The following is a 21,052-nucleotide window of genomic DNA, read 5'->3' as shown; positions in this document are numbered from 1 at the left end:
CGGCAGGACCTCTCCCGAAACGCTCGCCCCGCCGCGAGGCGGGGATCCGGCCGCTGTAACCCCGAGGAGAGCTACTTCAGCGAGCAGGTGGCGAAGCGTTCCAGACCTTCCGGCTTCGCGGCGACGCGGCCGATGGCGGTCTCGATGCGGTTCAGCGCGGCGACGCGCTTGTCGGCCAGCGGGCCCAGGATGGCGTTCTGCACGAAGTTCGGCCCGCCCTGACCGGCCGACGTGACCAGCCGGGTGTTGGCCTCGGCTATCTGCTTGTCCAGGTTCGCGAGCTCGCGCTGCACCTCGGCCTGCGCGGCCGCGGGCACGTCACCCACCACCGGCGCCGGGCACGCGATCGCGCCACCGCCCGCGTTGCCGGGGTTGGCAGACGTCTGCGGTGGCGCCGCCTGCGGGGAGGTGGCCGGCGGCGCGGAGACCGCGGGTGCCGCACCGAGTCCGCAGGTCGCGAACCTCTCCAGGCCCTCGGGTTTCGCGGCGACGCGGCCGATCGCGGTCTCGATGCGGTTGAGCGCCGCGACGCGCTTGCTCGCCAGCGGACCGAGGATCGCGTTCTGCACGAAGTTCGGCCCGCCCTCACCTGCCGACGTGACCAGCCGGGTGTTGGCCTCGGCTATCTGCTTGTCCAGGTTGGCCAGCTCGCGCTGCACCTCGGCCTGGGCCGCGGCGGGCACCGCCGGGATCACGGGCTGCGGGCACGCGATCGAGCCGGTCACCTCGTCCCCGCCGGCGAAGGCGACGGCGGCGGTCACCGCGGTCAGCGTCGCGGCGACCGCGACACCGGCGATCATGACCCGCTTGCTGCGTTGCGGTCGTGCATGCGCTCTCGACATGGGCGAACCTCACGAGTAGGGAACGTTTTCTGCCGGCACAGGGGGAATACGGACCGGGATCGTGTTGGGTTCAACCACTTGTGAGCGTTCACAGGAGCTGGCATCCTTGCGGGGCTCCGGACCGCCCCGCGGGGCATCCCCCGCGGACGTGCCGGCGTGCAGGTGAGGCGACGACGGCCCCGTCGTCTTCCCGACCGGCGGGCAGCTGTGCACCGCCCGCCACCGCAGGACGCGAACGGGGGTGGAGCCCACCGGGAACCCCGTTCCAGCGGGACTTCCCGATGTGCTCCACCCCCGTCGCCATCAGGGCCGAGGTGCCGGTGCGGTCAGACGATGCCCGTCGCCAGGCGGTGGTAGGCGGCGTTCCAGCGCAGCCGGTCGAAGAAGGACGCGGGGGTCGTGTCCGCGTCGATGAGCACGAGCTCCGTGGCGGCCATCTGCGCGAAGTCGCGCAGCACCTCGGCTCCGACGGCCTGCGTCATCACCGTGTGGTGCGGCCCGCCCGCGGTGAGCCAGCACTCCGCGGACGTGGAGAGCGACGGCGCCGGCTTCCACACCGCCCGCGCGACGGGCAGCTGCGGCAGCGGCTCGTCCGGCGGGACGACCGCGACCTCGTTGGCCACCAACCGGAAGCGGTCGCCCAGGTCCGCCAGGCCGATGGTCACGGCGGGGCCGGGTGCCGCGTCGAACACGAGCCGCACCGGGTCCTCCCGGTCGCCGATGCCGAGCGGGTGGATCTCGCACGACGGCTGGTCGGCGGCGATCGTCGGGCACACCTCGAGCATGTGCGCGCCGAGGATCTTCGGCTCGCCCGGCCCGAAGTGGTAGGTGTAGTCCTCCATGAACGACGTGCCGCGGCCGGTGCCGGTGCCCATCGCCTTCACCGCGGCGAGCAGCGCCGAGGTCTTCCAGTCGCCCTCGCCGCCGAAGCCGTAGCCGTCGGCCATGAGCCGCTGCACGGCGAGGCCCGGCAGCTGCCGCAACCCGCCCAGGTCCTGGAAGTTCGTGGTGAACGCGCCGAACCCGCCGTCGTCGAGGAACGACCGCAGGCCGATCTCGATGCGGGCGGCGTAGCGCAGCGAGTCGTGCCGCTCCGCCCCGCGCGCGAGCTCCGGGCTGAGCCGGTAGGCCTCGGCGTAGTCGGCGACGAGCAGGTCGATGTCCGCGTCGGGCACGGCGTCCACCACCGCGACGAGGTCGTTGACCCCGTAGGTGTTGACGGAGACGCCGAACCGCAGTTCCGCCTCCACCTTGTCGCCCTCGGTGACGGCGACGTCGCGCATGTTGTCGCCGAACCGCGCCAGCCGCAGCGACCGCAGGTGCGCGGCACCGGTGGCGGCGCGCGCCCACCCGTCGATCCGTTGCGCCACCACGGGATCGCTCGCGTGCCCGGCGACCGTCTTGCGCGCCACCCCGATCCTGGTCTGCACGTAGGCGAACTCGCGGTCGCCGTGCGCGGCCTGGTTGAGGTTCATGAAGTCCATGTCGATGGTGGACCACGGCAGCGCCTCGTTGAGCTGCGTGTGCAGGTGCAGCAGCGGTTTGCGCAGCAGGTCCAGCCCGGTGATCCACATCTTCGCCGGGGAGAACGTGTGCATCCACGCGATGACGCCGACGCACGACGGGTCGTTGTTCGCCTCCTGCATGACCGCGCGGATGGCGCCGGAGTCGGTGAGCACCGGCTTCCACACGATCTCCGCGCTGATCCGGCCGGAGTCGGACAGCATCCGCGCGATCTGCTGGGACTGCGCCGCGACCTGGTCGAGCGTCTCGGGGCCGTAGAGGTGCTGGCTGCCGGTGAGGAACCAGATCTGGGGCTTGTCCGCCATGTGCTCTCCTTCTGGGCTCACTGGCCGTAAACGTTCTGGTAGCGCTCGTAGAGCCGGTCGACGTCCTGCTGGGGGATCACGTCGGGCTTGCCGAGCTGCAGTGCGAAGTGGACGGTGCGGGCGACGTCCTCGAGCAGCACCGCGGCCTTCACCGCGGCGCGGGCGGTCGTGCCGACCGTGAACGGGCCGTGGTTGCGCATCAGCACGGCCCTGGACCTGCTGGTGCTCAACGTCTCCACGATCCCCTTGCCGATCGAGTCGTCGCCGATCAGCGCGAACGGCCCGACCGGGATGTCGCCGCCGAACTCGTCCGCGATCATCGTGAGCACGCACGGGATGGGCTCGCCGCGCGCCGCCCACGCCGTGGCGTAAGGGGAATGCGTGTGCACGACACCGCCGACGTCCGGCATGTGCCGGTACACGTAGGCGTGCGCGGCGGTGTCGGAGGACGGCGCGAGCTCGCCCTCCACCAGCTCGCCGTGCAGGTCGGTGACGACCATCGCGTGCGGTCCCAGCTCGTCGTAGGACACCCCGGACGGCTTGATCACCATCAGGTCCTGGTCCGGCACGCGGGCCGACACGTTGCCCGCGGTCCAGCTCACCAGCTCGTAGCGGGTCAGCTCGCGGTGCAGCTCGGCGACCGTGCGGCGCAGCTCCGTCGTGGCGGACATCAGCTCTTCCCCTCCAGGGCGTCGCGCCGGTAACCGCGCAGCCGGTGCATGACGTCGTTGGCACCGCGGCCGAAGTAGTCGTGCAGCTCGAGGTAGTCGTCGAAGAGCCGTTGGTACGCCTCGACGTTCTTCGGGATCGGGGTGAAGGCCTCGCGGCGCACCGACCCCATCGCGGCCGCGGCCGCGCGGATGTCGGCGTGCGCACCCGCGGCGACGGCGGCGTGCATCGCGGACCCGAGGGCGGGGCCCTGCGCCGAGCCGATCACCGACAGCGGCAGGTTCACGACGTCGGCGTAGATCTGCATCAGCAAGGGGTTCTTGAGCAGCCCGCCGGCGATGACGAGCTCGGTCACCGGCACTCCGGAGTCGGTGAAGGCGTCGACGATGACGCGCGTGCCGAACGCCGTGGCCTCCAGCAGAGCGCGGTACACGTCCTCGGCCTTGGTGGCGAGCGTCTGGCCGACGACCACACCCGACAGCTCGTGGTCGACGAGCACGGACCTGTTGCCGCTGTGCCAGTCGAGCGCGACGAGCCCGTGCTCGCCGACGGCCTGCCCGGCGGCGAGCTCGGAGAGCAGCTCGTGCACGGAGATGCCGCGCTCGGCCGCCTGCTCGTGGTAGACGGGCGGCACCTGGTTGCGCAGGAACCACGCGAAGATGTCGCCGACGCCGCTCTGCCCGGCCTCGTACCCCCACAGCCCCGGCACGATGCCGCCGTCGACGACACCGCACATGCCCGGCACGTCGCGCAGCACGTCGCCGCTCATGACGTGGCACGTGGACGTGCCCATGATCGCGACCATCTGGCCGGGCTCGACCGCCTGCGCGGCGGGCGCGGTGACGTGCGCGTCGACGTTGCCGACGGCGACCGCGATGCCCTGCCTCAGCCCGGTCCACTCGGCGGCCTGCGCGGTGAGCTCGCCGGCTTTGCCGCCGAGCGGGGACAGCGGGTGGTCGAGCTTGTCGGCGACGAAGGTCTCGAACTCGGGGTTGAGGTTCTTGAGGAACTCGGTGCTCGGGTAGGCGCCGTCCTGGTGGATGCCCTTGTACCCGGCCGTGCACGCGTTGCGGGTGCAGGTGCCGGTGAGCTGCCAGATGATCCAGTCGGCGGCCTCGACCCAGTGCTCCATCGCCGCGTAGACCTCGGGCGCCTCCTCGAGCACCTGCAGCCCCTTGGCGAACTCCCACTCCGAGGAGATGAGCCCGCCGTAGCGCGCGAGCCACGGCTCCCTGCGCTGTCGCGCGAGCTCGTTGATCCGGTCGGCCTGCAGCTGGGCGGCGTGGTGGCGCCACAGCTTGACGTAGGCGTGCGGGTTCTCCGCGAACTCGGCCAGCTCGCACAGCGGTGTGCCGTCCGCGGTGACCGGCACCATCGTGCAGGCGGTGAAGTCGGTCCCGATGCCGACCACCTGCTCCGGCTCGATCCCGGCCGCCCGCACGGCCTGCGGGACGGCGGTGCGCAGGACGTCGAGGTAGTCGGCCGGGACCTGCAGCGCCCACTCCGGCGGCAGCGGCCGCCCGGTCGCGGGCAGCACCTGGTCCACGACGCCGTGGCGGTAGTCGTGCACAGCGGTGCCGAGCTCGGCACCGTCCCGCACGCGCACGACCACGGCGCGACCGGACAACGTGCCGAAGTCGACACCCACCACACACGCGTCGCGGTCGATCGTCATGTCAGTCACGACCTGAGTGTTATCGCTAACAATCGGGGAGTCAAGACGTACTCGATATATCGCGATTTCCCTGTGAGAGAGCGAAATGGGGAAGGTGGTGAGCGCACGACAAAACCGGCTCCGCGGTCGGGGCCGCCCCGGGGCGTGGGCGGTGGCTCGGGGTGACGGGGTGGGGGTTGCCGGCGGTCTGGGCGGTTCGGGCTGCCCGAGTGGGCTGGTTCGGGGGTGGGTGGCGGTCCGCTTCGCGCCCTTCGAGGGTAGGCGGTGGCCCGGATGGCTCTGGGGCGCATTACCCGGCCGGGTGGGCTCGGCGGCTGGGCGGCGGTCCGTGCCGCTCGCCGGAGGGGCGGCCGATGGTCCCGGGGCGGCTTGGACGTGCCGCCCGGGTGGGCGGGCTCGGAGCCGGGGCGCCGGTCCCCGGCCTGGGAAAAGGGCCGGTGGCCTGGGCAGGCTGACCGGCCGAGCGGACTCAGGGCCCTGGGTATCGGCCCACCTCGGGTTGGCGGTCCATGGCCCCGGACGAGCCGGACGGACGCCGGACCCCGGACCGCCGCCCCTCTCCCCGGACTGGCGGCCAATGGTCTGGGCGGTCTACCCGACCGAGCGGGCTCGGGGCCTGGGTGTCCGCTCCACCTCGCACCCCCCAGCGGGTGCGGAAAGCGGGACCGCCCCGGCACTCCGCGCGCCGCGGCTCCGGGGAGTGCCGGCACCGCTCACGCGGCCGAGACGCCGCTACCGGGGCGGCGCCGTCACGCTGTCGCGGCGCACCAGGGCCGGCGCCACCGTGCGGCGCTCCGCCAGCGCTCCCCTGTCGGTGATCTGCTGCAGCAGCAGCCCGAGCGTCTCCCTCGCCACCGCGGCGAAGTCCGGGCGGACGGTCGTCAGCGGCGGCATGAAGTACGCGGCCTCGGGCACGTCGTCGAAGCCCACGACGCTCACGTCGTGCGGCACGCGCCTGCCTCGTTCGCTCATCGCCCTCAGCAGGCCCAGGGCCAGGTGGTCGTTGGAGCAGAACACGGCCGTGACCTCGGGCATCCGCGCCATCATCTGGCCCGCGCGGTAGCCCGCCGCGGCGCTCCAGTCGGCGGTGACCACCGGGGGCACCTCGGCGCCGGCCGCGTCCAGGGCCTGGCGCCAGCCCTCCACCCGGCCCGCCGCGTCGAACCAGTCGGCGGGGCCGGACACGTGCCACACCGTCTCGTGGCCCGCCTGGAGCAGGTGCATCGTCGCCGCAAAGGCGCCGGCCGCCTGGTCGACCGTGACCAGCGGGGTCGGGCGGTCCGGGTCGCCGTCGACCGTCACCAGCGGCACGCCCGCCGGGACGTCGGCCAGGGCGTCGGCCGCGGACGAGGTCGGCGCGATCACCACGATGCCCGCCACGCGCTGGTCGCGGTGGCGTTCGACGGCCGCCGAGATCGAGTCGCGGTCGAGCACCTTCACCCTGCCGACGCTGACGGCGAAGCCGGCCTCGGCCGCCGCCTCCTCGAAGGCGGACAGCAGCGAGGCCGGGCCGTACAGCGTCGAGTTCTGCGCCACCACGCCGATCAGCTGGGTCTTGCCGGTCACGAGGGCCCGGGCCGCCCTGTTGGGCCGGTAGTCCAGCTCCTTGATCGCCGCCTGCACGCGCAGCCGGGTCTGCTCGCGGACGTTCGGGTGGTTGTTGAGCACACGCGAGACCGTCTGGTGCGACACCCCGGCGAGTCGTGCGACATCGGTCATCGCGGGGTCACGCGAGGTCTTCTCCACTAGCGGTCTCCGATCTTGGATCTGCACCGGTGATGTTAGCGATAACACCAGGTCGGCATCGATGCAGTGCTCATTGTCCACTCAATCGAGGCGGAATGTGGCACGTCGGCGCGCTTCGCGGTCATTGCCCGGTGTGGACACGACGAAGCGACCGGTGTCGTGTGCCAGATACGTGTCCGCGCCGACACGGAGCGACACTGCCGGACCTTCGGCAAGTCCCGGAACGCGGACGAAACTCGCCGCGCGGCCGTATGCGTCGGTGTCCTCGTACGGGTCGATGCGAATAGCGTCGGAGTCCACGCGCACGTACCGGTCCGGGAAGTTCACCGACTGCACCGCGACCGTGCCCGCGCCGAGAAAACCCGGCACGAACCGGAACTGCGAGTCGGCGACGTCGCGCACGTTGCCGTCGACGCGCAGCCGGTACTCGTAGTGCCGCACGACGAGCGACGGGGAGTCCACAGGCGACAGCCGCACGATCGGGCCGCCGCGTCCCACCGGTACCCCGAACGACGGCGTGCCGTCGGCGTTCCAGTGCAGCCGTTGCACGCGGGTGTGCCGGTTGGGGTCGAACAGCGGGTCGCCGGTGATGTCGCGGTAGTCGCGGGAGTGGTGGACGAGCACATCGGTGGCGCCCACCGTCGTGAACGAGTTGTGCCCCGGCCCGTACTGCGAAGTCGGCGCGTGCGTCGTGAAGACCGGTGACGGCGACTTGGTCCACGACCGCGCGTCGAGCAGGTTCGCGTTCTCGTCGGCGGTCAGCAGGCCCATGCAGTACCGGGCGTCGGTGGCGCTCGCCGAGAACGTCACGAACACCCGGCCGTTGCGGACCAGCACCGCGGGGCCCTCGTTCACCTTGAAGCCCTGCACCTCCCACGGCAGCGTGGGCGTCGCGATCCGCACCGGGGCGGTCTTGAGCGCGAGAGGTGAGGCCATCTCGGCGATGTAGAGGTTCGAGTTGGTGGCGATGCCGGGCTCGCTCTGCGCCCACAGGAAGTAGCGCTTGCCGCGGTGCGCGAACGTGGTGGCGTCCAAGGTGAACGTGTCCCACGCCGTGACCATCTGCCCGCGCAGCACCCACCCGCTCGCGCGCGGGTCGGCGTTCGGCGACTCCAGCACGTAGGTGCGGATGCGGAACGGCTCGTCCGCGTCCCCCGCGGCGAAGTAGACGTACCACCGGCCGTCGATGCGGTGCAGCTCCGGCGCCCAGATGTAGCCGCCCATCGCACCGGACTCGGGCCGGCACCAGATCGTGCGCTCACGGGCGGAGGCGAGGCCGTCCAGAGTGGACGCGCCGCGGACGACCACCCGGTCGTACTCGGGCACCGACCCGGTCAGGTAGTACATGCCGTTGGTGGGCGGCGTGATGAACGGATCGGCGCGCTGCTCCACCAGAGGGTTCCCGGTGGGCAGCTCCGGCGGGGGTTCGGCGCCCGCCGCGGCGGGTGCGGCGGAGGCGAGAGCACCGGTCGCGGCGACGACACCGCTCGTGCGCAGCAGGGATCGTCGGTTGATCACGAGCGGCTCCTGATCCGGAGGAACGTGACGGAGTTCGGCGGGAACGTGTGCGTGAAGCTGCTCGCCACGCGGACCTGCTCGGAACGGGGCCGGATCGGCTGGGCGAACTCGGTGTTCACGTCGTCGGGGCGGCCCTGCAGCACCGTCGCCCGCGCCGTCGGGGCGACCGGCACACCGAGGTCGATCCGGGTGCGGGCGGCGTCGTCCTGGGCGTTGACGACCTTGACGACCAGCTCCCCGGTGGCGAGGTCGCGGGTGACGACCTGCCGGAACGGCTCGGCCACCGAGTCGTCGGTGAACTCGCCCCACTTCCGGCCGTCGAGGTGGAGCGCGACGTGCCGGCCGCGGACCTCGATGCGCACGTCGTAGGTGCGGCCGGTGTCGATGCTCGTGCCGTCGGAGATCAACGTGCTCTTGCCGCCGCCGACCGCCTTCTCCACCGCGGACCGTGTGTTGTTCCAGCCACCCAGATTCCACCAGTAGTGGTTGCCGGTGTCCTGGACGCCGAACGCGACGAGGAAACCCTCCCGGCCGGACTGCTTGGTGGCCTTGACGTTCAGCGTGTAGTCCTGCCACGTCCGGTCGCCCGCCGTGACGAGCGTGTCCTCGGCGGCGGCGTCGGACTGGACGTAGGCGCCGTCCACCACGTTCCACGCACCGCGCCCCGACCCGGTCCACCGCGAGTCGCCGCCCGAGAAGTCGTCGCTGAACAACGCCTGCCCGGACGCACCGGTCACGCTCACGTCGTCGTAGGTCGCCGCGGTCGCCCACGTCGAGAGCCCGATCGCACCGGAGATCGGCGCCTTGGTCGACGGGGTGGCGGACGCGGTGCTGGGCACCACGTGGTCGCCGACGTTGTTCATGAAGAGCTTCTGCACCTCGTAGCTCGCGGAGCCCCACGACGCGTGGTTGTTGAACCAGATCATGTCCGGCCGCCACTGCACGTAGTCCTCATTGGACAGCAGCGGCGCGTACGAGGCGAGCTCGACGACGTCGGCGTTGCGCTCGAGGCCCGTCATGAACGCGGCCTCGCTCAGCGCGTTGAAGAACTTGTCGTCCTGCGAGGCGTATTCGCCGAGGAACACCTTGGGACCGTTGCGGTCGTAGGAGTCGTAGCGGTCGTTGTTCTCCAGGAACCAGCTCGGGCTGTTGTAGTAGTGCTCGTCGACCATCTTCACGCCGCCCTGGCGGTTCAGCTGCCAGAGGCGGTCGAACGTGCTCCCGGTGTCGTCGGGCCCGGAGTTGCCGACGACGGTGATGTCCGGGTACCGCGCGTTGACGGCGGCACGGAACCGGGTGAACCGCGCGAAGAACTCGTCCGGCAGGTTCTCCTCGTTGCCGACGGCGAGGTGCGTGAGCCCGAACGGTGCGGGGTGCCCCATCTCGGCGCGCTTGCGCCCCCACACCGAGTCGGCGGGACCGTTGGCGAACTCGACCAGGTCGAGCGTGTCCTGGATGTGCCGCTGCAGCAACGCGGGGTCGTCGGTGGCACGGTTCTGGCCGCAGCCGGTCACGAGCGCGGGCACGACGGGCAGCGGCATGGCGCCGACGTCCTCGGAGAACTGGAAGTACTCGTGGTAGCCGAGACCGTAGGACTGGTTGTAGCCCCAGAAGTTCCAGTTCGTGGCGCGCTGCTCGACCGGGCCGATCGTGTCCTTCCACTGGTACGAGCGGCGGCGCTCGTGATTCGGCGCGTCGTAGCCGTAGTGGCTTCCGGTGTTGACCAGGCAGCCACCGGGGAAGCGCACGAAGCCCGGCTTCAGGGCGGCGATCTTCTCGGCGAGGTCGCGGCGCAGACCGTGGCCCCGGAACGTGTCCCGCGGCAGCAGGGACACCATGTCGAGGCGCAGCGTCCCGGTGCCGCCGGCGGTCACCAGGAGCCGGCCGGTGGTCGTGGACTTCGTCGCGCGGATCGTGCCCGTGTACCGCGCCCAGCCGTCGCCGCGGACCTGCTCCCGCACCCGGTCGCCCAGCGGGGTGCCCGCGGGGTCGGTGACGGCGGCCGTGAGGTCGGCGCCCCGGTCGGCCCTGGCCCAGACGGAGAAGTCGTAGCTCTCCCCCTGCCGGACGGCGATCCCGCTGTTGTAGCCGGAGTTGATGACACCGGCGGGCAGGCCCAGCCTCAGGTACCGGCGGTTGCGCTCGTTCATCCGCCCGCTGTCGTCGGCCACGTCGAGCGTGCCGCTGTGCGGGGCCCACGACGTCAGGCCGGTGTAGCCCGCGTTGTCCGCCGGGTCGTACTCGAACGACCGGTTCTGCACGAGCTCGGCGTGCAGGCCGCCGTCGGCCGCGCGGTTGATGTCCTCGAAGAACACGCCGTACATCGAGTCGCCGATGGACGCACCCCTGTTCCCGGCGTCGATCCCGAGCGTGTAGTCGGTTTCCGCTGCCGCGCCCGACCTGGGAACGGCGACGAGCAGACTGGCCGCGAGAGCGGCGCACAACAGGGCGTGCAAGCGGTGCACGGGTTCCTCCCCCGCTCGGAAGTGAGCGTTAACATAGGACTGCGACTTCGTTACGGGCAAGGCCTTGACGCAGCTGTTGTGAACGTTCACTCTTGGCAGCCTGAAACCGCGGACACGCGGTCCTGCTCCGCGACACCGTCGTCACACCGGAGGAATCCCAGTGCTGAAGAAGATCACGACCGTCGCCAGCGTGGTCCTGCTGAGCGCGCTCACGGCCTGCGGGTCGGGAGGAGGCGGTGGGGGCACCAGCTCGTCGGGTGGCACCATCACGATGGGCTTCGCCCAGGTGGGTGCCGAGAGCGGCTGGCGCACCGCCAACACGAAGTCGGTCCAGGACGAGGCGAAGGCCGCCGGGATCGACCTGAAGTTCTCCGACGCGCAGCAGAAGCAGGAGAACCAGATCAAGGCGATCCGGTCCTACATCCAGCAGAAGGTCTCGGTCATCGCGTTCAGCCCGGTCGTCGAGACCGGCTGGGACACCGTGCTGCTGGAGGCCAAGCGCGCCAACATCCCGGTGATCCTCACCGACCGCTCGATCGACTCGGACGACACGTCGCTCTACAAGACCTTCCTCGGCTCGGACTTCGTCGAGGAGGGCCGCAAGGCGGGCGACTGGCTGGTGGCCAACACGACCGGGCCCGCGAACGTGGTGGAGCTGCAGGGCACCACCGGCGCCGCGCCGGCGATCGACCGCAAGAAGGGCTTCGAGGAGAAGATCGCGGCCAAGCCCGACATCAAGGTCGTGGCGTCGCAGACCGGTGACTTCACCCGGTCCGGCGGCAAGCAGGTCATGGAGGCGTTCCTCAAGTCCCAGCCGAAGATCGACGTCGTCTACGCCCACAACGACGACATGGGTCTCGGCGCGATCGAGGCGATCAAGGCGGCGGGCAAGGTGCCCGGCAAGGACATCAAGATCATCACGGTGGACGCGGTGAAGGACGGCATGACGGCGCTGTCCAACGGCGAGATCAACTTCATCGTCGAGTGCAACCCGTTGCTGGGCAAGCAGTTGATGGACCTCGCCAAGAAGGTCGTGGCGGGCGAGGAAGTGCCGGCGCGCGTCGTGACCGAGGAGGGCACGTTCACGCAGGAGCAGGCGAAGGCCGCCCTCCCGCAGCGCCAGTACTGAGGATTCCCTCCCCCGAAGTCCCGGCCCCTCGAACCCGCAGGGCCCGTCACCCCCGCGCATCCGGTGACGGGCCCCGCGGCCCGCCCCAGCGACGAAAGCCAGAGCCCATGACCGAGTCGCCGCCACCCGTCGTGCAGATGCGGGGCATCAGCCTCGCGTTCCCCGGCGTGAAGGCGTTGCAGGACGTCGACTTCCGGCTGTTCCCCGGTGAGGTGCACGCCCTCATGGGCGAGAACGGCGCCGGCAAGTCCACGCTCATCAAGACGCTGACCGGTGTGCACCGCCCCGACAGCGGCCAGGTCTCGCTCGCGGGCGACGACGTGGCGTTCTCCTCCCCCGGCGAGGCCCAGCACGCCGGGATCAGCACCGTGTACCAGGAGGTCAACCTCTGCGCGAACCTCACCGTCGCGGAGAACATCCTGCTGGGCCGCGAGCCGCGGAAGCTGGGCGGCATCGACTTCCCCGCCATGCGGCGGCGGGCCGCCGAGGTGCTGGCGCGCATCGGCGTCCACGTCGACCCGGCCTCGAGCCTCGGCGAGCACCCGATCGCCGTGCAGCAACTGGTCGCGATCGCGCGCGCGATCGCGGTCGACTGCCGCGTGCTGGTGCTCGACGAACCGACGTCCAGCCTGGACGCCGGCGAGGTCGCCGAGCTGTTCCGGATCATGCGGGTGCTGCGCGACGAGGGCGTCGCGATCCTGTTCGTGTCGCACTTCCTCGACCAGGTCTACGAGATCTCCGACCGGATGACGGTGCTGCGCAACGGCGCCCTCGTCGGCGAGCACCTCACCGCGGACGTCGACCGCCGCACGCTCATCGCGCAGATGATCGGCCGCGACCTCGGCGCGCTGGAGGCGATCGAGGACGCGTCGGAGAAGCACCGCGTCGAGGGACCGGTGCTGCTGCGGGCCACCGGGCTAGGCCGGCGCGGCGCGATCGAGCCGTTCGACCTGGAGATCCGCGCGGGCGAGGTCGTGGGCCTCGCCGGCCTGCTGGGCTCGGGCCGCACGGAGCTCGCCCGGCTGCTCTTCGGCGCGGACCGCGCGGACTCGGGCGGCCTCGCCGTGGACGGCAAGCCGCTGCGGCTGCGCGGGCCGCGGTCGGCGATCGCGGCGGGCATCGCGTTCAGCTCGGAGGACCGCAAGGGCGAGGGCCTGGTCGCGGACCTCTCGATCCGCGACAACCTGGTCCTCGCGATGCAGGCGGCCCGCGGCTGGACCCGGCCGCTGCCCCGCCGCACCAAGGACCAGCTCGTCGAGAAGTACCTGAAGGCGCTCGACATCCGTCCCGCCAACCCGGACGCGCTGGTGCGCACCCTGTCCGGCGGCAACCAGCAGAAGGTGCTGCTGGCGCGCTGGCTCGTCACCGAGCCGCGGCTGCTGATCCTGGACGAACCGACGCGCGGCATCGACATCGGCGCGAAGGCCCAGATCCAGCAGCTCGTCACGACGCTCGCCGCCGAGGGCACCGCGGTGCTGTTCATCTCGGCGGAGCTGGAGGAGGTCGTGCGCATCGCGGACCGGATCGTGGTGCTGCGCGACCGGCGCAAGATCGCCGAGCTGGACGGGTCGGCGACCGGCGTGGACGAGGTGGTCGAGCTCATCGCGGGCGGGGCCGCCCCGGAGACCGAGAAGGTGGTGTCGTGATGCGCGCGATCACCGGCCGCGCTGCGGCGGAAGGGGTGGCGTCGTGAAGAACCGCCTGATCTGGCCATTGGTGGCCCTCGTGGCCCTGCTGCTGCTCAACCTGGTCTTCACCCCGTCGTTCTTCGACCTGCGCATGCAGGACGGCCACCTCTACGGCGGCCTGGTCGACGTCCTCAAGAACGGCGCGCCGACGCTGCTCATCGCCCTGGGCATGACGCTGGTGATCGCGACGAGGGGCATCGACCTCTCCGTCGGCGCGGTCGCCGCGATCGCGGGCGCCGTCACGTGCGTCCACATCGGTTCGTCGGGCGACGCGGGCACGGCGGTCGCCGGCATGGCGATCGCGCTGGTGCTCTGCGCGGTTCTGGGGCTGTGGAACGGTTTCCTCGTCGCGGCGCTCGGCATCCAGCCGATCATCGCCACGCTCGTGCTGATGACCGCGGGCCGCGGCGTCGCCATGCTGGTGACCGAGGGCCAGATCGTCACGGTCAACAACACCGCCTACAAGCAGGTCGGCGCCGGGTTCGTGGTGCTGCCCACGGCCATCCTGATCAGCCTCGCGGTGCTGGGGCTGGTGGCGTTCGTGACCCGCAAGACCGCGCTGGGCATGCTGATCGAGGCGGTCGGGGTCAACCCCGAGGCGTCGCGGCTGGCCGGCGTGCGCAGCCGCACGATCATCTGGACCGTCTACGTGTTCGCCGCGGTGTGCGCGGGCATCGCCGGGCTGATGATCAGCTCGAACGTCAGCGCCGCCGACGCCAACAACGCCGGGCTGTGGATCGAGATGGACGCGATCCTCGCCGTCGTCATCGGCGGCACGTCCCTGGCCGGCGGGCGCTACTCGCTCACCGGAACGCTGCTCGGCGCGCTGATCATCCAGACCCTCACCACCACCGTCTACACGATCGGCGTCGCGCCGGAGGTGACGCTCGTGTTCAAGGCGGTCGTCGTCATCGCCGTGTGCCTGGTGCAGGCGCCGAAGGCCCGTGCGGCACTGAGCTTGCGGAAGGTGGCGGTCTCGTCATGACCACTCTCGCCCAACGGGTGCCGTCGCGGTTCCTGCCCGTCATCGCGACCGTCGTGCTGTTCGTCCTCGCGTTCGGGGTCGGCTCGGTGCGCTACGACGGGTTCGCGTCCGGTCAGGTGATCGCGAACCTGTTCATCGACAACGCCTTCCTCATCGTGCTCGCCGCCGGCATGACGTTCGTGATCCTCAGCGGCGGCATCGACCTGTCCGTCGGGTCCGTGGTCGCGCTCTCCACGATGGTGACCGCGGCGGGGTTGCGGGCGGGCTGGCCGGTGCCGCTGGTCGTGCTCGCGGTGCTGCTGATCGGGTCGGCGCTCGGGCTGCTGATGGGGATCGTGATCCACAAGTTCGACATCCAGCCGTTCATCGTCACGCTCGCCGGCATGTTCCTCGCCCGCGGCCTGTGCTTCCTGATCAGCGTCGAGTCGGTGTCGATCAAGAACAGCACGTTCCGCGACGTCGCCACCGCCGCCATCGAGCTGCCCGGTGGCGTCACGATCACCTACAACGTCGTGATCGCGCTGCTGGTCGTCGCCGCCGCGATGTACGTGCTGCACCGCACGCGCTTCGGCCGCACGGTCTACGCGGTCGGCGGCAGCGAGTCGTCGGCGCTGCTGATGGGCCTGCCCACGGCGCGCACCAAGGTCGGTGTCTACGTGATCAGCGGGTTCTGCTCGGCGCTGGCCGGGCTGCTGTTCAGCCTCTACATGCTGTCGGGCTACGGGCTGCACGCCGTCGGCATGGAGCTCGACGCCATCGCGGCCGTCGTGATCGGCGGGACGCTGCTGGCGGGCGGCGTCGGGTACGTGCTCGGCGGCGTGGTGGGCGTGCTGGTGCTCGGCACGATCCAGACGCTGATCTCGTTCCAGGGCACGCTCAGCTCGTGGTGGACGAAAATCGTCATCGGCGTCCTGCTGCTGGTGTTCATCGCCGTGCAGCGGACTATGGTTCGGCGGTGAGACGCGCAGGCCCACTGCTGTTCGTGCTGGTAGCGCTCGTGGCGGTCCTCGGTGTGGCGGTCGTGCGCGACCCACCGGCCGTCGCGGGCGCTCCCGTGGCGGCCGCCGGCGTGAGCACCGCGCCCACGAGCACCGCACCCACCACCACGACCGCGAGCACGACGACCACCACGACCACGGCGGCGCCCACCACCACACGGCCGCCGTCGACGTCCCTGGCCGGACGGATCAAGCCCGGCGAGGAGCGGACCGGGATCGCGACGTTCTACGACTCCGACGGCGGCGGCGCCTGCTCCTACGACCCCGGGCCGGACCCCCTCACCACCGCGGTGAACGCGCCGGACTTCGAGGGCTCCGCCGCGTGCGGCGCGCACCTGCTGGTGCGGGCGGGCGGCCAGAGCGTCACCGTGCGGGTCACCAACCTCTGCCCCGAGTGCCGCGCCGGTCACCTCGACCTGAGCGCCGAGGCGTTCGCCCGCCTCGCACCGCCCGTGAAGGGCGAGATCCCGATCACCTGGACGCTGGTGAGCCCGCAGACGCAGAAGCCGGTCGCGATCCGCTACAAGTCCGGCTCCAGCCAGTACTGGTGCGGGATCCAGGTGATCGATCACCGCAACCCGGTGGCGCGGCTCGAGGTGCGGGCCGGCGGGCAGTGGCGGCGGCTCGAGCGCGCCGAGTACAACTACTTCCTCTCCGAGACCGGCGCGGGCTGCGGCGGCGCCCTCGCGATCACCGACGTGCACGGTGAACGCCTGGAGATCCCCGCCCTGCCGGTGCGGCCCGGCGCCACGCAGACCACGAACGTGCAGTTCGCGGCGCGCTGACCGGCGGGGGAATGCGCGCTGCGGGAGAATCGTTGCTCGTGAACATGGCAGAGGCGAAGCTCAGCCCCACCGAGTGGGTGCGCGATCAGACCGCGAAGATCCTGGAGACCGGCACCACCGAGGGCATCGAGGTCACCGGCAGGCCCATCGTGCTGCTCACGGTGCGTGGCGCCAAGACCGGCGAACTGCGCTACACGCCGGTGATGCGCGTGGAGCACGACGGCAGCTACGCGGTCGTGGCGTCCAAGGGCGGCGCGCCCGAGCACCCGGTGTGGTACCACAACATCGTGGCCCACCCGGAGATCCGGCTGCAGGACGGCACCGAGACGAAGGACTACGTCGCCCGCGAGGCCGACGGCGAGGAACGGGCCGAGTGGTGGGACCGCGCCGTCGCGGCGTTCCCCAACTACGCGGAGTACCAGGAGAAGACCGACCGGCTGATCCCGCTGTTCGTGCTCGACCCGAAGTGACCCGGCGCGGGGCTGCCGCTCACCACCGCAGCCGCAGCCCCGCGAGGTAGTCGCCCAGCCTGGCCGCGATCACGCGGTGGTCGCGGGCGGAGAAGTGCCAGTCGCAGCCGAGCCGGTCGAGCGCCGGGTCGGCGTAGTTCCAGTACCGCACACCCGGATCGCCGCTGTCCCGCACGACCTGCCGCGCCGCGTCCGCGAACGTCCCCGTGGCCTCCGGCACGCCCACGACGATCGTCGTCGCCGGGCCGTACCGGGCGCGCAGCTTGCCGAGGAAGCCCTGGTAGGCGGCCTTGTACTCGGTGACGAGGCTGTCGGACGTCCACGGTTCGCCCGGCTTGACCGGGGTGGAGAAGTCGTTGGTCCCGAGACCGACCACGACGACCTCCGGCCGCCAGGTGCCGGGGTTGCGCCAGACGTCGCCCTCCACGTTCAGCAACGCGCGGTCGTAGTAGGTGCGGTAGCTGGTGCCCGGGGTGTGGCCGTCGTAGTTGCGCACCACGCCGAGGCCGGAGAACGCGTTGACCTGGTAGTCGGCGTCCAGTGCGCGGGCGGTCAGCGCACCGAAGCTCAGGTCGGTGTTGGTGTTGCGGGCGACGCCGCCGGTGGCCGAGCAGTCGCGGCCGGCCGACATGTTGCCGTAGCCCGCCGTCAGCGAGTCGCCGATGAACTCGATCTGCCGGGTGCGCGCCCCGGGCTTGGGCAGGACCTTCCCGCCGGCCGCCGCGACGAACCCGCCGAACTCCCCCGCCTGCCACGGGCTCTCGGTCCGCTTGACCACCCGGACGCGGTGCTCGCCGTCCTCGAGGCCCTCGACCCGGTAGGTGGTGCTGCCCGGGGTCACGAGGGTCGCGGTCGTCGTGCCGTCGACCTGCACGTCGTAGTCGTTGGCCGGGTCGTTCAGCACGATCCCGACCCCGGTGCCGCGGAAGCGCCCCTCGAAGTAGACGCCGGGCCAGGTGTACTGGCCCGCTTTCGTCACGCGGCCCGCGGTGTGCGCGTGGGTGAGCGGTCCGGCCGCGACCGGTGCCGGGGCGGCGCACGCCGTGCCGGTGACGGTCACCGCCGTGGCGAACGCGGTGACGAGCAGTGCCGTGGTTCTCGTCCGGTGCACAGGGTCCTCCACTGTGGACGGTCGGGGCGAGGCGGCGCTCCACCCCGACCGTAGCGGGAAGTCCCGCTCGTGCACAGCGCCGGACGGCGGTCAGCCCGGCGTGGCCGGTGCGGAGCCGGCGCCGCGGCAGGGGAAGCCCCAGAGGCCGAGCCCCTCCTGCTCCGCGGTCTTCTCGGCCTCGGCGAGCGCACCTGCCGCGCCCTGCGCGCGCAGCACTCCCCTCCGCACCGCGAGGTGCGCGTAGTCGGTGCCGTCGAGCAGCTGCAGGGTGACCTCGCCGGGGACGATGCTGGAGAACCGCACGGGCCGGCCCAGCAGCGTCGTCTCCGCGAACTCCCGCGCGGCCGCCGCCCAGCAGGGAGCGGGTGCGGCGAGCAGGGAGATCCGGGCGCGCACCCCGTCGGCCAGCTCCACGGTGCGGCCGTCGACGACGCCGCGCACCACCTCGGCGGGAGCTTCCTCCTCCACGGTGGGCCGCGGGAACGGGCGGCCGGGCGAGCTCGGTGCCGGAGCGGGGGCCGGGGTGGCGGTGCAGGCGGCGGCGAGCAGCGCCACCAGCGCGATCATCGGTCTGCGCGGCACCGGTCACGCGATCCGGGTGCAGATCACGCCGAGCGAGTCGATCTCGCTGCCAGCGCGGCCGTGGAAGCCCGCGATCCGGAACCCGGGCGGCGCCGTGAAGGTGGTGGAGTCGCTCGTGGCGGTGCCGCCGGTCAGGGTGCGCCCGGTGCTCGTCGTGAAGCGGGCGGAGAAGATCCTGGTGCGCCCGTCGCGCCGGCCCCGGTCGAGGGTGACCGACGTGAGGTGCTCCCCCTCCGCGAGCTCCAGCCGCTGGTCCGCGCCGCCGTCACCGCCGTGGCGCACCGCCGTGCCGTCGGCGAACGTCAGCGCGACCTGGTCGAGACGCGACCCCGCGCGCAGGCCGACCGACGTGACCCGCTGGGTGAGCGGGACCGCGGCCACGTCGGTGAACGGCGTGCCGTGCGGCCCGCCCCAGGGGTCGCTGAGCGAGAGCGCGGGGTTCAGCGACCACCGGAAGTCCGCCGTGATCGGGTAGTGGTCCGACAGCATCCGGTCGTCGGCGGTGCGGAAGGCGGCGTTCTCGTTGGCGTACCGGGTGAGCTCGAGCGAGAGGTACCTGTTGCCGCGGAAGAGGATCTTGTCGACGACCTCGCAGGCGTCGGTCACGGCGGTGTCGTCGCAGACCAGCGCCGGGTCGCCGGCGGCGGGCGGCACCCCGCCGCGTTCCTCCTGCACCCAGGCGTCGGTGAGGCCGTTGGCGGCGACCAGGTCGCGGAGGGTGTCCCCGGCGCGGGTGTAGCGGGTGTTGGTGTCCCCGGCGACGACGACGGCGTTGCCCGCCGAGTTGGCCGTGATGAACCGCGAGAGCTCGGCGGTGTTGGCGCGCCGGGCGGCGAGGTCCGCCTCGGTCGACCCGGCGTTGGAGTGCACGTTGTAGAAGTCGGCGAACACGCCCTCCGCGAACCGGACGCGGGAGAACGTGAACCCCTTCGGCGTCAGGCAGTCGGTGCCGTTGCAGCGGTCCCACTTGTCCCGCGCGAAGTCGGCGTAGGGGTACGCGGACAGCGCGTTGAGCCCGTCGCCGAACGGGACCCCGCCGCTGGTGGGCGTGCGGAACGCGTGGTCGTCGTTGGCGTAGAGCGACGCGTGGTAGTTGAAGTCCTCCTGCACGTGTACGACGTCGTAGGGCCGGATGCGCTGACCGATGACCGGGGTGTTCACCCGCGGGTTGCCGCTCGAGAGCCCCTCCGGCAGCCCGGCGACGTTGTAGCTGAGCACCGAGAACGTCCCGGTGGCCGCCTCCGGCGGTGGTGCGGCCGTGGCGGGGACAGCGGCTGAAGAGAACGCGATCACCGCGACGACGGCAACGACTCCGGTCGACCTCACCACTCGACTCCTGCCCCGAGTTCCAGCACGACGCCGCGACCGTAAGACAACACGAAGAAGTTTCGTATCTCATGGACATGACAACACCGTGTGCACACCACAACGAAAACTGGGAACGGTGATCGTCCAGAATGGAGCGGACGTTCGGTCCTAAACGGACGCGGCCGGACGCACGTTGCTCCAAATGGCTGTTACACGAATGCTCTCGCGACGTAGGGTGATCAGATCACGCGGGCTTGCCAGCGGATTTCAGGGAAGTTCGCACCACGCCGTCGCCGTGTGTAACAGGTCGCGCACGAGGAGAAAGTCGTCGAATGAACATCGAAACGGCGTTGAAAGAAGCAATGAACATCAGCGGTGCGGTGGGTGCCGCGCTCGTCGACTACGACAGCGGCATGTCGCTGGGCTCGATCGGTGGTGGCGACTGGCTGAACCTCGAGGTGGCCGCGGCCGGCAACACCGAGGTCGTGCGGTCCAAGCAGCGGGTGATCAACGCTCTCAAGCTCAACGACGAGATCGAGGACATCCTGATCACGCTGAACCGCCAGTACCACCTGATCCGCCTGCTGAAGGGACAGCGGGGTGACTCGATGCTGTTCCTCTACCTCGTGCTGGACCGGGACCGGGCGAACCTCGCGCTCGCGCGGCACAGCCTGCGGTCCATCGAATCCGACCTGACGGTGTGAACGACATGTCCACAGAGGCGGCGCACGACCACGGCGCGCTGCCCATGCGCAGGCGCAGGGCCGCGCCGGAGGCGTCCCAGCCGATGGCGAAGCCCATGGGGCAGGGTGCGGTCGCGAAGCTGATGACCGATGCGCTGCGGGACATCCACAGCAGCATCGACTCGATCTCGATCAACGGCGTGCTGATCGCGACGCGGGACGGCCTGGTGCTGTGCGGTGTCACCCGCGGCATCCAGGACGACGGCGTGGCCGCGATGTCCGCGGCGGCCGCCGGGCTCGCGGGCCAGTTCACCGCCCAGGCCGGGGTCGGCAACCCGCGCGCGGTGTTCTTCGAGGGAGACTCGGGGCAGGTCGGCGTGTTCTCGGTCGACGCCGACACGTTGCTGGTGGTGCTCGGCACCCGGGACACCACCATGGGGATGTTCAACGTCGTGGCGAAGCAGGCGCTGGCCCTGCTGCAGAACGCGGTGGCCGCCCGCAGGTGAGCGGAAGGCGGGGTGACCTGGGAGTGCCGCATGCTCCCCGGCCACCCCGCGAGGCTTCGGGTG

The 21,052-nt window shown here is 71.3% G+C and carries 18 protein-coding genes; 8 read left to right on the top strand and 10 right to left on the bottom strand.

The window, feature by feature from the left end; genetic code table 11:
* Positions 1 to 71: 71 nt before the first annotated feature.
* The 7 genes from ACFWGZ_RS25920 to ACFWGZ_RS25890 all read right to left on the bottom strand — a co-directional run bounded on the left by ACFWGZ_RS25920 (position 72) and on the right by ACFWGZ_RS25890 (position 10,744).
* Complete coding sequence (locus ACFWGZ_RS25920; protein ID WP_382454165.1) at positions 72 to 842, bottom strand: hypothetical protein; 771 nt, start codon at positions 840 to 842, stop codon at positions 72 to 74.
* A gap of 326 nt (positions 843 to 1,168) precedes the next feature.
* Positions 1,169 to 2,671: an L-arabinose isomerase gene (gene araA, locus ACFWGZ_RS25915; RefSeq protein ID WP_382454164.1), complete on the bottom strand. Its 1,503-nt coding sequence runs from the start codon at positions 2,669 to 2,671 to the stop codon at positions 1,169 to 1,171.
* Positions 2,672 to 2,688: 17 nt separating this feature from the next.
* The gene (locus ACFWGZ_RS25910) at positions 2,689 to 3,342 is read right to left on the bottom strand and encodes an L-ribulose-5-phosphate 4-epimerase (RefSeq protein WP_382454163.1); all 654 of its coding nucleotides are present in this window, start codon (positions 3,340 to 3,342) and stop codon (positions 2,689 to 2,691) included.
* Positions 3,342 to 5,015 (bottom strand): ribulokinase, encoded by a 1,674-nt coding sequence (gene araB / locus ACFWGZ_RS25905; protein WP_382454169.1) that lies wholly within the window; start codon positions 5,013 to 5,015, stop codon positions 3,342 to 3,344. Before araB ends, ACFWGZ_RS25910 begins: the two co-directional genes overlap by 1 nt.
* A gap of 732 nt (positions 5,016 to 5,747) precedes the next feature.
* Complete coding sequence (locus ACFWGZ_RS25900) at positions 5,748 to 6,734, bottom strand: LacI family DNA-binding transcriptional regulator (RefSeq protein WP_382454168.1); 987 nt, start codon at positions 6,732 to 6,734, stop codon at positions 5,748 to 5,750.
* Between the two features lie 108 nt (positions 6,735 to 6,842).
* A complete protein-coding gene (locus ACFWGZ_RS25895) occupies positions 6,843 to 8,279 on the bottom strand; it encodes a family 43 glycosylhydrolase (protein WP_382454162.1) in 1,437 nt (478 codons plus the stop codon).
* Positions 8,276 to 10,744: an alpha-L-arabinofuranosidase C-terminal domain-containing protein gene (locus ACFWGZ_RS25890; RefSeq protein WP_382454161.1), complete on the bottom strand. Its 2,469-nt coding sequence runs from the start codon at positions 10,742 to 10,744 to the stop codon at positions 8,276 to 8,278. The genes ACFWGZ_RS25895 and ACFWGZ_RS25890 overlap by 4 nt, the downstream gene beginning before the upstream one ends.
* A 154-nt stretch (positions 10,745 to 10,898) precedes the next feature.
* Between ACFWGZ_RS25890 and ACFWGZ_RS25885 the strand changes: the two genes are divergently transcribed.
* From ACFWGZ_RS25885 to ACFWGZ_RS25860, 6 genes are all read left to right on the top strand, one after another.
* A complete protein-coding gene (locus ACFWGZ_RS25885) occupies positions 10,899 to 11,873 on the top strand; it encodes an ABC transporter substrate-binding protein (protein WP_382454167.1) in 975 nt (324 codons plus the stop codon).
* A 107-nt stretch (positions 11,874 to 11,980) separates the two neighbouring features.
* Entirely contained in the window at positions 11,981 to 13,519 is a 1,539-nt protein-coding gene (locus tag ACFWGZ_RS25880; RefSeq protein WP_382454160.1) for a sugar ABC transporter ATP-binding protein, read from the top strand.
* Between the two features lie 43 nt (positions 13,520 to 13,562).
* Positions 13,563 to 14,546, top strand: coding sequence for an ABC transporter permease (locus ACFWGZ_RS25875; RefSeq protein WP_382454159.1), 984 nt, complete (start codon positions 13,563 to 13,565; stop codon positions 14,544 to 14,546).
* Positions 14,543 to 15,505, top strand: a complete 963-nt coding sequence (yjfF, locus tag ACFWGZ_RS25870; protein WP_382454158.1) for a galactofuranose ABC transporter, permease protein YjfF — start codon at positions 14,543 to 14,545, stop codon at positions 15,503 to 15,505. The genes ACFWGZ_RS25875 and yjfF overlap by 4 nt, the downstream gene beginning before the upstream one ends.
* Positions 15,502 to 16,329 (top strand): expansin EXLX1 family cellulose-binding protein, encoded by an 828-nt coding sequence (locus tag ACFWGZ_RS25865; protein ID WP_382454157.1) that lies wholly within the window; start codon positions 15,502 to 15,504, stop codon positions 16,327 to 16,329. The genes yjfF and ACFWGZ_RS25865 overlap by 4 nt, the downstream gene beginning before the upstream one ends.
* A 44-nt stretch (positions 16,330 to 16,373) precedes the next feature.
* Positions 16,374 to 16,799: a nitroreductase family deazaflavin-dependent oxidoreductase gene (locus ACFWGZ_RS25860; protein ID WP_382454166.1), complete on the top strand. Its 426-nt coding sequence runs from the start codon at positions 16,374 to 16,376 to the stop codon at positions 16,797 to 16,799.
* 19 nt (positions 16,800 to 16,818) lie between these two features.
* Here ACFWGZ_RS25860 and ACFWGZ_RS25855 read toward each other — a convergent pair whose 3' ends face one another.
* From ACFWGZ_RS25855 to ACFWGZ_RS25845, 3 genes are all read right to left on the bottom strand, one after another.
* The gene (locus ACFWGZ_RS25855) at positions 16,819 to 17,910 is read right to left on the bottom strand and encodes an SGNH/GDSL hydrolase family protein (RefSeq protein ID WP_382454156.1); all 1,092 of its coding nucleotides are present in this window, start codon (positions 17,908 to 17,910) and stop codon (positions 16,819 to 16,821) included.
* Positions 17,911 to 18,000: 90 nt separating this feature from the next.
* Positions 18,001 to 18,492 carry a hypothetical protein gene (locus ACFWGZ_RS25850; protein ID WP_382454155.1) on the bottom strand — a complete coding sequence of 164 codons (492 nt, stop codon included), beginning with the start codon at positions 18,490 to 18,492 and terminating at the stop codon, positions 18,001 to 18,003.
* Positions 18,493 to 18,495: 3 nt separating this feature from the next.
* Positions 18,496 to 19,818, bottom strand: coding sequence for a jacalin-like lectin (locus tag ACFWGZ_RS25845; RefSeq protein WP_382454154.1), 1,323 nt, complete (start codon positions 19,816 to 19,818; stop codon positions 18,496 to 18,498).
* A 314-nt stretch (positions 19,819 to 20,132) separates the two neighbouring features.
* Here ACFWGZ_RS25845 and ACFWGZ_RS25840 point away from each other — a divergent pair, with 314 nt between their 5' ends.
* Complete coding sequence (locus ACFWGZ_RS25840) at positions 20,133 to 20,504, top strand: hypothetical protein (RefSeq protein ID WP_382454153.1); 372 nt, start codon at positions 20,133 to 20,135, stop codon at positions 20,502 to 20,504.
* Positions 20,505 to 20,509: 5 nt separating this feature from the next.
* Positions 20,510 to 20,989 (top strand): roadblock/LC7 domain-containing protein, encoded by a 480-nt coding sequence (locus ACFWGZ_RS25835; protein ID WP_382454152.1) that lies wholly within the window; start codon positions 20,510 to 20,512, stop codon positions 20,987 to 20,989.
* Positions 20,990 to 21,052: the final 63 nt, after the last annotated feature.

This window comes from Lentzea sp. NPDC060358 (assembly GCF_042725365.1).
Lineage (GTDB): Bacteria > Actinomycetota > Actinomycetes > Mycobacteriales > Pseudonocardiaceae > Lentzea.
Note: the sequence above shows the minus strand (reverse complement) of the source record. Positions and strands in the feature narration are given on the sequence as shown.